The organism is Paenibacillus sp. cl123, from assembly GCF_900101595.1.
GTDB lineage: Bacteria > Bacillota > Bacilli > Paenibacillales > NBRC-103111 > Paenibacillus_G.
On record NZ_FMYY01000007.1, the window covers coordinates 1 to 12,621 of the forward strand.

Sequence of the window (12,621 nt, forward strand, 5' to 3'; positions counted from 1 at the left end):
TCGGCAGCCGGGCTTACCGCCGTCGGCTGGTACGCGTTTGGCTCATACGCGTTCGGTTGGTACGCATTCGGCCATTCGGCAGCCGGGCTTACCTCCGTCGGCTGGTACGCGTTCGGCCACTCCGCGACCGGGCTTACCGCCGTCGGGGGATATGCATTCGGCTGATACGTGTTTGGCCATTCCGCCACCGGGCTTACCGCTGTCGGCTGGTACGCATGCGGCGCTGCGTTCGGATATTCCGCCGCAGGGGATATCGCATAAGGAAGATTCGGCTGGCCGCAGCCGCAATCCCCCGCTCCCTGAACATTCGCCCCCCATCCGGGATAAGCCGGATATGCGGCATGGGGCCAATGCACGCCTGCATTCATCTGCTCATTCGGCACATGTACATTCGGAAATACCGGAAGCTGCGGTTCAGCTGAATAAGGCAGCTCCCCTGCCTTAACGGCGGGCACTTTAAACTGCTCGAATAGATCGGCAGCCGGAGGCATATTGCCGGCTTGGGTCGGAGCATACGGCAGCTCCAGGTTAGGAGGCTGCGGCACATTGGGCATTGCCTCCACTTTTAGTTGAGGCTGGTTCGGCTGGATGTTCGGCTCCGGCGTCTTGATCGGCTCCTGGGGAACAGGGGCCGGCTCCTCCGCGACCACCGGTGCGGGCGGCAGCTCCGACACCGGTGTGGCCTCGACAGGCAGCTGAGCCATCGGCTCGGGGCTCGTATCGATCTTAGGCGGTGACTCGACCGGCGAAGTGTCCGCCTTGTGTCCGGCTCCGCCTTGAACCGAGGTATCCGCTTTATGACCGGGCTGTCCGTTCGAGCCCGGAATAGATTTTTGCTTGGGAATGTAGACGACATCCCCGGTCATCAGCACATTCGGATTTTTCAGCTGCGGATTGGCCGCAACCATGTCCGCCAGCGGAACGCTCCAGGCTTTGCCCAGCTTCCACAGCGTATCCCCTTGCACCACGGAATGCTTATACAAATAATCGGAGGGCGGCGCGACCGGCTTCGGATCATTCGGAATTTTGACCTTCATTCCGATGTCGAGGACGTCGGGATTCGCAATCTGCGGATTTAAAGCGATTAACTTATCGAGCTCCACCTCATATTTCTGGGAGAGCCCGTAGAGCGAATCGCCTTTCTTCACGATATGGATTTTCAAATGCTAAACCTCCTTCAGTTTTGCGCTCTGTGCTGCCGGAACAAAATGACATTACAGTTTATGCAACAACCTGGGCATTTGACCATGAAACCGTGAAAAAAATCCGCGAACAGCCCGAACCCCCTTTGCGACCGCTTTCTCTCATCCAACTACAGCTTGTATTTCCGAATCAAAGGAACCCCCAGCGTGTTCAAGACGCTTCTAAGCGCCGCCCAGCCGACGCGCCGTCTGACAGGCAGATGCCGGTCATACACGGCGGAGTATTCGATCTCGGCCACCGCTCCCCGATTGCGCTTGAACTGAGCCGCTCCCGAGCTCTCGTGCAGCAGGCATCCCTCCCTGCGAGCAAGATCAAGCAGCACCGCTGAAAGCATCCGGTACAAGCCGAGGCTTTGCGGCTGAGAAGTGTCGTAGCCGAATACCGGCGTCGTCATAACCCCACACCGGCGGTAATAGCCCAGCACTGCATCGATCCGCCCCGTTTGCCTGCTGCGCAATGCATGGAATTGAAGCAGCTCCTGCTCCAGCGCAGTCTCGAAAAACCGCTCCGTCAATTGCGGATTGCAGGCCGAATATTTCTGCACATATAAGGCGTGATACAGCTCCTTCAGTCGGGGTACGTCCTCTGTTGTAAGCTCGGACGGTCCCAGCCGCTCATAGCCATGCCTGCCAAGCAGCGCATAATCACGCTTCACAAGCCAGCGGGCCTTCGAAGTGGTGGAGGCGTCATCCGCAGGATTCAGGAGATAGATTTGCCGGCTGGGCACCAGACGGAAGCCCAACTGCAGCAGTTGATCGATAAGTGCGCCGTTTAGCCTCCGGCTCAAAGACCGGAAGATGAGGGCATGGCCGGGAAACGAAGCCTGCAGCAGGCTAACGGCCGACAGCCACGCGCGGTCCGGCAGCTCCGGATATAAATTTGTCGACAGCAGCCAGTTGTTAACCTGGACAACCCGGTTGAACGCTGTCCATTTCAGCACAGCGCCGATTCCGTCGAGCAGCGCCGAAAGAGGAGGCCGGAGCCGGCGGAAGCCGGTCAAGCCAAGCTCCTCCTTGGCATACGTAACATAGTGGGTAAATGGAGAGCACACATACGAGCTGTCATACTGTTCTTCGTTGACCGTCAGCGGCAGCATGCAGCCGGCAACACTGAGCAGGCGAAGCGAGGTATCGACGTTGGCTATATAATCGGCAATAGGCCGCTCCAGCATCGGCTGACAATACCGCTGCGCATACCGGCCCTGCTCGTCGTCCGGCCAGGGAACGGCTTCCCCGCTTCCTCCATAGACTTTGACACGGATGTCCCGGCTCATGAGGAGGCTCTCCTTTCCACCCGCCGCAGCTTCCGCGCTCCGGGCTCGAACGTATACGGAAGGAAACGCAGCTCAGGCAGCCGGCAGCCGAGACGGTCGCACAATCCGGCGATTTCGCGCGCCACTTGTTCCCGTATTTCCGCTGCGACGGCTTCTTGCTTAACTTCGAGCGAAATGTTCAGTATGCGTTCCTTCTCGGCCCAAACGGCATGATAAGCCAAAATCAGCTCGGAGGCCGAAATAATCGCACGGCTGATATAATCGGGAAACACCGTCACCATCCCCGCTCCCGACAGGGCAGGCCACGTCAGAATATCGTCGCAGCGGCCTTCGATGCGAGCGATCGGCAGCAAAACAGAACCGCAAGGACAAGGCTCGGATCGCTCCGTCAGCACGTCGTTCAGCCTGTACCGGATAATCGGCTGGGCCATCCGTGAAAAATCGGTGATGATGGGCGCAAACCGGCCGGACTGTTCGTCCAAAGCCTCCTTCTGCACGCAGACGATGTCCTCGTTCAGATGCAAGGTTCCGTGCCCGCAGGTTGCTCCCAGAAAACCTTCCGTACATTGGTACACCTGATGAAGCTTCTGGCCGAAGGCTTCCTCGATAAAGCGCCGGTCCAGCTCCTCCAGCACCTCCGCCACTCCGATCACCCGCTGCGGTTGGATGCGCAAGAGGCCCGAGCGGGAGGCTTCCGCCAGCAGCCGCAGCATGGAGGGCGGCCCGACCAACACGGTTGGACGCTGTCTGTTCAGTCTCGCTATATGCTGATCCGGAGGGTTCAACAGGTCGTAGAATTGAAAGTCGATCCGTCCGCCGCCGACCGTGCCGTACAGATTGCTGTCAGCCCGCAGGAAAAAGGCGATCGCATGCCGGTCAAGCAATGAGCCTGGAAGCACCCGGGCCAGCACGGTTCCCGCCCAGGCAAGCCTTTCCCGGCGGCTGACCAGAAACAGCCCCCGGCTGCCGGAGGTTCCCGAAGATAAGCCGACGGTCGTGTGACCAATGGCCGGCGTGAAGTCGCGCGTAGATTCAGCCGCCAGCGCAAGCTTGAAAGCCTCGTCCCGGCTGATGCCGGCCGTATTAAGCCGGTCGAACCCTTCCATCATCGCCTGCTTGTCGATGATGGGGTATTTCTCCCATTCCGAGACCGGCCGCTCTCCCCAAAGCTCCCGGTAGAAGGCGGATGTCTCGCGAATCCGCTCCAGATGCCGGATCACCCGAGCCTGCTGCCATCGCTCGAGAGCAGCGCGGTCCGTCCAGCGCCGTCCCCTCATGCGCGCCCGCATATAGTGTGCAGCTATGCATAAACGCTCGAAGCTCTTCACAAAATTTCCCCTCCTCCGGACCATCTGCCGCTCGCCTCGGAACAATGTGACGGAATGATGCGCACCTCCGGGTACAGCCGATGAAATCTGACAATCCGTTCAAAACTGCTGTGATAGTCGGTCCGGCTAGGCATGATCAATCCCGCAAGCGGATGCGGCGGACGCGACTCCCGGTAAGCTCGGCTGGACCAAACAGCGTCGGCGCACAAGAAATACATGTGGCGCTCCGTAGCGAACAGGAGTCCGATCTGACCGTCGGCATGCCCCGGCAGCTTCACCGCCAGCAGACTGCCGTCGCCAAGCACATCGAGAACGGAAGAAAAGGGGAAGCCGGTCGCCGGGTCTGTGGACTGCCAAGCCTCCGGGCTCCATATATCGGAGCGGGCGGCGAAATTTTCCGGCAGTAGCTCCGGCAAATAGGCGCGCCGCAAAGCCGCCAGTCCCGTCAACCGCCGGACCGCCGCGTACGCTTCGGGCTCATAGAGAAACCGCGCATGGGGGAAATCCCGCAGTCCGGCCACATGATCGGCATGGAAGTGTGAGATGACGATCTTGCCGATGCGGGCCGGATCGATGCCGCAGCGGCGCAGCTGCTCGGCGGCCCCTTGCTCCGGCCGAAAGGAGACCGGCGTCACCATCCGGTACAGCCTGGCGGGCAGACGAGCCGTCGCTTCCAGGAAGCGGCCGGCGTAGCCTGTATCGTACAATATATGGCCATGCTGCGGATGCTCCAGGCAAGCAAACATCGCCGGGATTTTCACCGTCCGCAGCGTTCCTCCGCGCAGCGTCACCCACTCCGGATGGCTGCAGGCGCCGGCTGTGAACAACCGCAGCCTGAGCGCAGGCGCGCGGAGCTTGGCCTTAAGCCCTATTCGCTCCAGCCAGTCCGGCCTCATGCTTCCGCCCCCTCTCGTTCTCTCCACCACCCGGCGAACCGCTCCAGCCCTTCCGCTACGCTTATCGCCGGAACGTAGCCCAAATCTCTTCTGGCCGCCGAAATGTCCAGCGTCTGGCTGCGGCCCAGCATGCCTGCCGACGCCCTCGTCAGCTCCGGCTCCCGCGCTCCGGGCCGGAGTGCGGCCGCCAGCTCCAAAATAGCGCCCAGCCCGTAAGCGGCGGCGAAAGGCAGCTTGACGGTCCGCAGCGGCTGACCAAGCTTGGCGAACAGCATGGATGCCGCATCGGCAAGCTTCATCGGCTCGCCATTTGTAATGTTGTACGGCTGACCAAGGGCATAATCAGGCGCTTCATAGGCGAGGATCAGCGCTTCGACCGCATTGTCAACATAGGTGAGATCGACCAGCCCCCGGCCGCCGTCAATCATCGGCACGCCCGATTTCGCGTTCGCCCGGATCAGCTTTGGCAGGATCGTCCGGTCCCCCGGACCGAAAATCGCCCGCGGACGGATCAGAACGGCTTGCAGCCCGCGCTCCAGCCCCTGCCTGACGATCTGCTCCGCCATCCACTTGGTGCGGCTGTACGAGCTCGCCTGCCGGGCAGCCGGCTGCATACGCTCGTTCACGTTCAATCTATGTGCCGCACCGAAGTAAATGCTCGGCGTAGACACATGAATCAGGCGGCGCACCTCGTGCTTCAAGCAGCCTTCCACAACATGAGCCGTCCCCGATACATTGCTGGCATAAAAATCCGCATATCGCCCCCAGGCCGCCGACATTGCTCCGCAGTGGAACACGGCCGTCTGTCCGGCGCATAGCGACTGCATCTTCTCGCCGTCCGCGAGGTCGGCGGACGCGAAGCGTATGCCCTCCGCCCGCAGACGGCGGCCTTGCTCCTCATTGCGGCCTGCCGCCGTCACTTCCCAGCCCAGAGCGCACAGCCTTCTGGCCAGATGACCGCCCAGAAATCCGGTGCCGCCCGTCACTAACGCTTTCATCGCATCCTTCCTCCGTTCCATTCGATATCAGAGGTTGACGCCTCCATGACGGAGATTCCCCGGACCGCCGCCATTCGTCCCAGCATCCAAGCCATCCTTGCCTGCTCGAAGAAGGGGCCGGGGTCTTTCTTCCGGTAGATGACATCCCTGGCCGTCCGGAAGCGGCTGATCCATGCCCCAAGCTCCGACCCGGCCAGAGCGGCCGGCAGCCCATATGCTAACATAGGCAGCGCCAGCATCGCTCTGGCTCCGCAGCTCGGCTCGGCCGGATGCTCAGATGGCATGGCTTCGCCGGGCAGCAGCGCCTGGACCAGGCCGTCCTCCGGGCCGAACAGATGCACGCCGCTCGTGGAGCGGGGATTGCATTCGAGCGGATATAGGACGCCTTCCGGGTCTTCTATAAAATCAAAGGCGATTTGTCCGCTGAAGTCTTCCTCGCGCACAAACCGTCCTACCCATTCCTTCAAGCCATCATGTGCGATCGCTTCAAAAAAAATCGTCGCGCCCGCTCCGGCCGTGTAGCGCGACTCATACACCGCATGCGCCCGCAGCGACCCGCCGTGCGCAACTCCGTACGTGCACAACGTCCGTCCCCGTACCCACTGCTGAATCACCCAGACGCCTTGGGCTTCCTCTCTCTCCCGGGAACTACCGTCTAGGCCCGCCTCCTCCAGCAGCAGCCCCGTGCCGTCGCTTACGCCAACCGCTGTCCCTTCGCGCCAACGTGCTTCCTTTTCCTCTTGCCTCTCCGCCGCCCTCATTGCCCCCGCATGGAGCTGCAAAATAAAGCTCCTGGCCTCCTCCAGACGGTCGAATCGCCGGACCTTCGCCGCAAACCTGGAAAATTCGGGCTTCAGGATCACGCCTTGGGCAAAGCTCTCCTGTGCCAGCGCCTGCAGGCATTCCTCGACATTGGCCGCATCGCCCGGCACCAGCCTGATCGTGGCGGGCACGGGAAAGCCCAGCCGCTCGGCGAGCCGGATGAACGCCCATTTGCTGTGCAGCCTGGCCAGCTGGCCCAGCGGCGCGGTCAGCACCCCGCAATGACGGCGGAGACGATCCAGCCCGGCGGAGACGTAGAAAATTTCTTCGCAGGTCGGCACCAGCCAGTCGATCCGTTCCTTCAGCACGATTTGCTCCAGCGCCGTGGTATACGCCTCCGTCTCTTGAGCCGGCGGCGGCACGCGATACGAGCCTGCTACCGACCGGGAAGTGCGGCATAAATGCCAATCCGCGCTTTCGGCTGCGAACACGGTCCAGCCGGCGGCCGACAGCTGGCGGGCCAGCTCCAGCGCGGCCGGGGCCCGGCCTCCCGTGAGCAGCACGCGGCCGCGTTCAATAGACAAAGGCCAGCCCTCCCAGGGACAGCCCGGCGGAGGTGCCGAGCAGCAGCACGCGGTCTCCCCGCTCGAGGCGGCCCTGCTTGACCGCTTCGTGCAGCCCCATCGGGATCGAGGCGGCTATCGTATTGCCGTGATCAGGCGTAATATACATCATCTGCTCCTTGGAGATATTCAGCCTCCGGCCCAGCAAACGCATTGCCATCGCGCTGCCTTGATGGGGAATGACCAGCTTGAAATCGCCGATCCGCAGTCCGCTGGCTGCGAGCAGCCGATCAAGGAAGGACGGTAGCAGCTGGGAAGCCATCCGGAAGATGCCGGATCCATTCATGTCGAACGAGAAATCCGCCGACGCTTCCGGCGCATACAGGCTAGCGGGAAGCCCGCTGCCCCCTCCGCGTATTTCGGACAGGCCGGATCCGGCCCCATACGTCTCCATGGCGGCGTGCAAAATACAAGACGGCTCGCCGGCCGCCGTCCGTTCAATCACCGCCGCTGCGGCTCCGTCGCCGAATAGAGCTGCGCTTTCCTTCTGCTGCCAGTTCAAGCCCTTGGACGCAATCTCCGCGGATACGATCAGTACCCGGCGGTAACGTCCTGCCGCTACCATATAGGAAACCATGTCCAGAGCCGCTACAAAGCTCAGGCAGGTTGTATTGATATCAAGCGCCGGCACCCCGGAGTCCCCTTGCCCCATGGCTTGCTGGATAAGCGCAGCCGTGCAGGGAATCGGCTGCTCCATCGTCCCGCTTGCGCACAGGAGGCAATCGATATCGGAGAATGCCAATCCGGCTGAAGCCAAGGCAGCTTCCGCCGCCCGGGCCCCCATCTCGGAAGCTTTCTCATCCCCCGCAAAATACCGGACCGCCACATCGGACTTCTTCAGCACCCAGCCGCTTGGCACCCCAAGGCGCCTGTCCATCTCTTCTGCCGTTACCCTCTCTCGCGGCAAATATTTTCCCGTACCGACAATTTTAACCTCGCGTCTCAGCATGTCGATTCCCCCATCCATCGCGATGTCTTCGTTAGCTTCATTGTAGTCAATGGCGAGGCAGACGGTAGTACTAACTTCACCTAGTACCTCCAATTCGACACAAAGCGACTGCTTCCTGCCGTAAGCTGATGCCGTCCTGACAAGACAAATAAGACCGCCGGACCCGTCCGACGGTTTTATTTGTCTGCTGCGCAATGCACGGCTGCCTGCTCGGCTAGCTGCGCTATAAAGGAGCTACACTTCCGATACTGCGGGCTCGTAGGAATAGGTGGGATAACAGCCGAGAATCCGTACTTGGCAGCCGATCGCTTCGATCTCCTGCAGGGCGGCCGGCAGCAGCACAGAGTCCATGGATGCCTGGATATCGATGTAGAAAAAATAGTTGCCCAGCCGTTTTTTCGTCGGCCGCGATTCAATCTTGGACAAGTTGATCCTCCGCCAGGCGAAGGCGGACAGCACCTGATGCAGCGCTCCCGGGTAATCTTCAGGCAGCGTGACCAGAATCGTCGTTTTCGTCTCCGAGGATGGCTTCAGCTCCGGCTTCTCCGGCCCGATCAGCACGAAGCGGGTGTAGTTGTCCTGGTGATCCTGTACGCCCGCCGCAACCGTCTGCAGCTTGTACAGGATGCCGGCTCCTTGCGGAGCCAATGCGGCTACGGCCGGATCGTTCAACTCCCGCACCAGGCGGGCCGCTTCGCCGTTGCTGCCTACTTGCTCCAGCTCGACATGCGGGAGCAGCTCCCGCAGGAAGCGCTGGCATTGAGCCATCGTGACGCTGTGCGAATATACTTTCCGGATTCGGGAGCAAGCCTCTTTACGGTCAGCCACCGCAGCCTGTTCCCCCTCGGGCAGCCGAAGCAAATTGATGGAGATCGGGTACACCCACTCCGCCTGAATCGGCAGATCGACCTCATGCACGAGCCAGTCCACATGCAGCGTCACCGAGCCTTCAAACGTATTCTCGATCGGAATAACGCTGTAGTCGGTCTCTCCCGTTACCGTTGACTGAAACACGTCGGCGATCAGACTGCAGCCGACATAATCGAACGCTTCTTTGCCCAGCACGTGATGAGCAGATTCCTCAGTGTACGTGCCCGGTCCTAGCAAAGCTACCTTCTTCATGGCCGTTTCGCTCCCTTCACGGCGCCCAGCAGACTGTCTTCCGCCTCGCCGGCAGCCGCTTCCTGCACGATAACGCCCGTTTTATCGGGAAGCAGCCACAGCATCGTCGAATCGATGCCCTCGCTGCGCAGCTTGCCCTGCATAAACGCCTCAAGCTCGGCCTTCTTCTGCGAATCGCGATCGACCAGCGCGAGAATCGTCGGGCCGGCGCCGCTGAGCGCTACGCCAAGCGCGCCATGCTCGGTCGCTTCGGCCAGTATCTCGGACAGTCCCGGCACCATAGGCGCGCGGTACGGCTGATGCAGCGCATCCTTCATCGCGCGGCTGATCATGTCCAGTCTGCCGGTGCAGAACGCCGCGACCAGTACGGAGGAATGTCCGACGTTGAACACCGCATTGTCCAAGCTTTGCTCGCGCGGCAGTATGCCGCGGGCCTTCTCCGTCGCCAGTTGAAAATGCGGGATCGCCACCAGCACCTCGATACTCTCGTGGGGTTCGATGCGAATATGCTCGGCCCGCTCGCCGTCCCAGAAAGCGACGACGATGCCCCCGAAAAGCGAGGCGCCGACATTGTCCGGATGCTGCTCCAGCTCCGTCGCGAACTGGAACAGCTCGTCATCCGTGAATCTTCCTCCGATCAAAGCATTGGCTGCGGCCAGCGCGCCGACGATTGCCGAGGCGCTGCTGCCCAGCCCGCGGGTCAGCGGAATATCGCTGTACATGGCGATCTCCAGCTCGGGAGCCTCCAGCCCCGCACGCTCGAATACGAGCTTGGCGACTTCGTAGAGCAGGTTGCTTTTATCCGTCGGAATGCCCTGCATCTGCTCGCCATACAGGGTGAAGCGCGTTTCCTCCGCCATGCTCATCTCAATCCATGCGTACAAATTCAGCGCCATGCCGAGCGTATCAAAGCCAGGACCCAGATTAGCGGTGCTTGCAGGCACTTGAACGCGAACTTTGCGCTTAGTTGTCTGTGTCATTCCCCTTCACGCCTACCCTTCGACCCGGTACACGCTCTTGATCGCATGAACGACAGGCATAGATTCGAACTGCTTCAGCACCTTGTTCATGGATGCTTGGTTGGCATCATGGGTGATGATGATGATCTCGGCCAGCGGGTTCGCCTGGTTCGGATGCTGAAGCACGGATTCAAGACTGACTTCATGCTCGGCGAACACCTGCGTGATTTTGGCCAGCACGCCGGCCTTGTCTTCTACATGCAGCAGGATAAAGTTTTTGAAAGCGATCTGCTCGTCGGTTTTCAGCTTCTTCTCTTTGTAAGGCATGAAGCCGCGGCGGCCGTTGACCCCCAGATTCGAGTTGCGGACGACAGCGACGAGATCGGCGACCACGGAAGTAGCCGTAGGCATCTCGCCGGCGCCCGGACCGTAGAACATCGTCTCCCCGACCGCTTCTCCATATACATAGACGGCATTGAACACGCCGTTAACCGCAGCGAGCGGATGGGACTGCTTCACCATCGTCGGCTGCACGCTGATGCTGATATGCTCATCCTGCCGCTCCGCGATGCCAAGAAGCTTTACCTCATAGCCAAGCTTCTTGCCGTAGGCGATATCTTCCTTGGTTACCTTGGAGATTCCTCTGACCGTCACATCGGACAAAGCGATATTGGCATGGAAGCCAAGCGTGCCGAGAATGGTCATTTTCCGGGCCGCATCGAAGCCTTCCACATCGGAGGTCGGATCGGATTCCGCATAGCCGAGCTGCTGTGCTTCCTTCAGCACATCGTCATAAGCAGCCCCCTCCTGGCTCATCTTCGTCAGAATATAGTTTGTCGTTCCGTTGACGATCCCCATAATCTTCGTGATGCGGTCGGAAGAAAATCCCTCGATCAGCGTACGGATGATCGGGATGCCGCCGGCTACGCTCGCTTCGTACATGACGTCGCAGCCCTGATCGGCTGCCTTCTGCAGAATCTCCGGCCCGTGCAGCGCCATCAGATCCTTATTCGCCGTCACGATATGCTTGCCGCGCTCCAGCGCCGCGAGCATCAATTCCTTCGTCTGCTCGATTCCGCCCATCACCTCAACGACTACATCGATGTCCGGATTTTCGATAATATCCCAAGCGTTTTCCGTCAGTTTATCTTCGGACACGCTGATATTGCGGGCTTTGCTTTTATCTTTGACAAGAATTTGGGCGATCTCGATCGGGGAGCCCGACTTGTTCATCAGATCATGCTGATGCCCTTCCACAATGCGCACTACACCTGTTCCGACAGTCCCAAGTCCCAATAATCCTACTTTGACGGGTTTCATACAGCTTCTTCCTCCTCGTTGTCTCTTTCCTATAGTTAGTTAGTCGAATGTTAACCTTGCCCGGCGAGAGTCGCGCGCGTTACGCCATCTTGCTCCCGCAGCTTGTCGAGCAATACGGCTACGCTCTCGCCCATCAGCGATGTCTCTACGGAGATGACGACATTGGCGATGCCCTGCAAAGGGATCGTTTGATGAATCGTCAGCACATTGCCCTCAAGTCCTGCGATCAGCGCCAGCACCTTGGACAGTATGCCGGATCGATGCTCCAAATCCATGGAAATCGTCACGATCCGGTCGCGCTCCAGCTTGCTAAGGGGAAAAATGCCATCCTTGTACTTGTAAAAGGCGCTCCGGCTCAGCTCCACCTGCTCGACAGCCTCATGGACCGTCTTCACTTTGCCCCGGGCCAGCAAGCTTTTCGCTTGCACCGTCTTGACGAGCGCTTCCGGCAGCATGTCCTCCCGAACCAGGAAAAAACGTTCTCCCTGCGGCGGACCTTCCTCGATATATTTATCAGGCACAGCAATAGTCCTCTCTACACAGACGATTGTTCTTACCTAGAGGACATTATATCGCATGCCCACCGCTTCGGGCAATAGGCTTGACGCATATAAATATGATAAAGTTAAAACTACCATCAGGAAAGAGGAGAAGCCCCATGATTCGAGCTCGTATGATGGCGACGGCCATGCTGTTTAACCAGGAAGATTTGCTTATGATGAAGCGGTCCGAGACGCGCACTCTGTCTCCCGGCTTATGGGCCGCGGTCGGCGGACATCTGGAGCCCCACGAGATCAATGATCCGCAAAGCGCCGTACTGCGGGAAATTCATGAGGAAACCGGATTGCTTCAGGAAGACCTGGAGGACCTGCAGCTGCGGTATATTTTAATCCGGCTGAATCAGCAGGAGGTGCGCCAGCAGTTTATTTATACCTCCACTGCCCGGAGGCGCGACATTACTCAATCCGATGAAGGGACGCTGCACTGGATTCCCCGGCAGCAGGTGCTGAACAGAGAGATTCCGTTTATTTTTCACAAGCTGCTTGAACATTATTTCCAGCATCCCTCAAGCACGCATGTCTGGGTCGGGACGGCCGGCTATGAGCCTGCAGGCGCCCCTACGGTGCGCTGGACGGCTCTGATCGATCCTCAGCAGCTATAGCGTTGGAGGGAAACTCGAAAAGGGCA

12 protein-coding genes are annotated in these 12,621 nt (G+C 59.9%); 1 reads left to right on the forward strand and 11 read right to left on the reverse strand.

Annotated features, from left to right (window positions below; genetic code table 11):
* The 11 genes from BLR08_RS30650 to BLR08_RS13525 form a co-directional block, all read right to left on the reverse strand.
* On the reverse strand, positions 1-1,163 hold a 1,163-nt coding region (locus BLR08_RS30650; protein WP_143014372.1), incomplete at its 3' end, for a LysM peptidoglycan-binding domain-containing protein.
* 149 nt (positions 1,164-1,312) lie between these two features.
* Complete coding sequence (locus BLR08_RS13480) at positions 1,313-2,476, reverse strand: GNAT family N-acetyltransferase (protein WP_072330890.1); 1,164 nt, start codon at positions 2,474-2,476, stop codon at positions 1,313-1,315.
* Complete coding sequence (locus tag BLR08_RS13485; RefSeq protein WP_256257638.1) at positions 2,473-3,804, reverse strand: F390 synthetase-related protein; 1,332 nt, start codon at positions 3,802-3,804, stop codon at positions 2,473-2,475. The genes BLR08_RS13480 and BLR08_RS13485 overlap by 4 nt, the downstream gene beginning before the upstream one ends.
* Positions 3,801-4,700 (reverse strand): MBL fold metallo-hydrolase, encoded by a 900-nt coding sequence (locus tag BLR08_RS13490; RefSeq protein ID WP_072330886.1) that lies wholly within the window; start codon positions 4,698-4,700, stop codon positions 3,801-3,803. Before BLR08_RS13490 ends, BLR08_RS13485 begins: the two co-directional genes overlap by 4 nt.
* Complete coding sequence (locus BLR08_RS13495; RefSeq protein WP_090586145.1) at positions 4,697-5,698, reverse strand: NAD-dependent epimerase/dehydratase family protein; 1,002 nt, start codon at positions 5,696-5,698, stop codon at positions 4,697-4,699. Before BLR08_RS13495 ends, BLR08_RS13490 begins: the two co-directional genes overlap by 4 nt.
* Complete coding sequence (locus BLR08_RS13500; protein ID WP_072330882.1) at positions 5,695-7,044, reverse strand: ATP-grasp domain-containing protein; 1,350 nt, start codon at positions 7,042-7,044, stop codon at positions 5,695-5,697. Before BLR08_RS13500 ends, BLR08_RS13495 begins: the two co-directional genes overlap by 4 nt.
* Positions 7,034-8,032, reverse strand: coding sequence for a beta-ketoacyl-ACP synthase III (locus BLR08_RS13505; RefSeq protein WP_072330880.1), 999 nt, complete (start codon positions 8,030-8,032; stop codon positions 7,034-7,036). The genes BLR08_RS13500 and BLR08_RS13505 overlap by 11 nt, the downstream gene beginning before the upstream one ends.
* A 234-nt stretch (positions 8,033-8,266) precedes the next feature.
* Positions 8,267-9,154, reverse strand: coding sequence for a prephenate dehydratase (gene pheA / locus BLR08_RS13510; RefSeq protein ID WP_072330878.1), 888 nt, complete (start codon positions 9,152-9,154; stop codon positions 8,267-8,269).
* Entirely contained in the window at positions 9,151-10,134 is a 984-nt protein-coding gene (thrB, locus tag BLR08_RS13515; protein WP_072330876.1) for a homoserine kinase, read from the reverse strand. Before thrB ends, pheA begins: the two co-directional genes overlap by 4 nt.
* A gap of 12 nt (positions 10,135-10,146) precedes the next feature.
* Positions 10,147-11,433 (reverse strand): homoserine dehydrogenase, encoded by a 1,287-nt coding sequence (locus BLR08_RS13520; protein ID WP_072330874.1) that lies wholly within the window; start codon positions 11,431-11,433, stop codon positions 10,147-10,149.
* 50 nt (positions 11,434-11,483) lie between these two features.
* Positions 11,484-11,954: an ACT domain-containing protein gene (locus BLR08_RS13525; protein ID WP_072330872.1), complete on the reverse strand. Its 471-nt coding sequence runs from the start codon at positions 11,952-11,954 to the stop codon at positions 11,484-11,486.
* A gap of 137 nt (positions 11,955-12,091) precedes the next feature.
* Here BLR08_RS13525 and BLR08_RS13530 point away from each other — a divergent pair, with 137 nt between their 5' ends.
* Positions 12,092-12,595: an NUDIX domain-containing protein gene (locus BLR08_RS13530; RefSeq protein ID WP_072330870.1), complete on the forward strand. Its 504-nt coding sequence runs from the start codon at positions 12,092-12,094 to the stop codon at positions 12,593-12,595.
* The last annotated feature ends 26 nt before the right edge of the window (positions 12,596-12,621 follow it).

Bases quoted from the DNA above. Each gene is read 5' to 3' on its own strand.
- BLR08_RS13480 (WP_072330890.1), bottom strand. From the start codon at position 2,476: ATGAGCCGGGACATCCGTGTCAAAGTCTATGGAGGAAGCGGGGAAGCC.
- BLR08_RS13490 (WP_072330886.1), bottom strand. From the start codon at position 4,700: ATGAGGCCGGACTGGCTGGAGCGAATAGGGCTTAAGGCCAAGCTCCGC.
- BLR08_RS13495 (WP_090586145.1), bottom strand. From the start codon at position 5,698: ATGAAAGCGTTAGTGACGGGCGGCACCGGATTTCTGGGCGGTCATCTG.
- BLR08_RS13505 (WP_072330880.1), bottom strand. From the start codon at position 8,032: ATGCTGAGACGCGAGGTTAAAATTGTCGGTACGGGAAAATATTTGCCG.
- pheA (WP_072330878.1), bottom strand. From the start codon at position 9,154: ATGAAGAAGGTAGCTTTGCTAGGACCGGGCACGTACACTGAGGAATCT.
- thrB (WP_072330876.1), bottom strand. From the start codon at position 10,134: ATGACACAGACAACTAAGCGCAAAGTTCGCGTTCAAGTGCCTGCAAGC.
- BLR08_RS13520 (WP_072330874.1), bottom strand. From the start codon at position 11,433: ATGAAACCCGTCAAAGTAGGATTATTGGGACTTGGGACTGTCGGAACA.
- BLR08_RS13530 (WP_072330870.1), top strand. From the start codon at position 12,092: ATGATTCGAGCTCGTATGATGGCGACGGCCATGCTGTTTAACCAGGAA.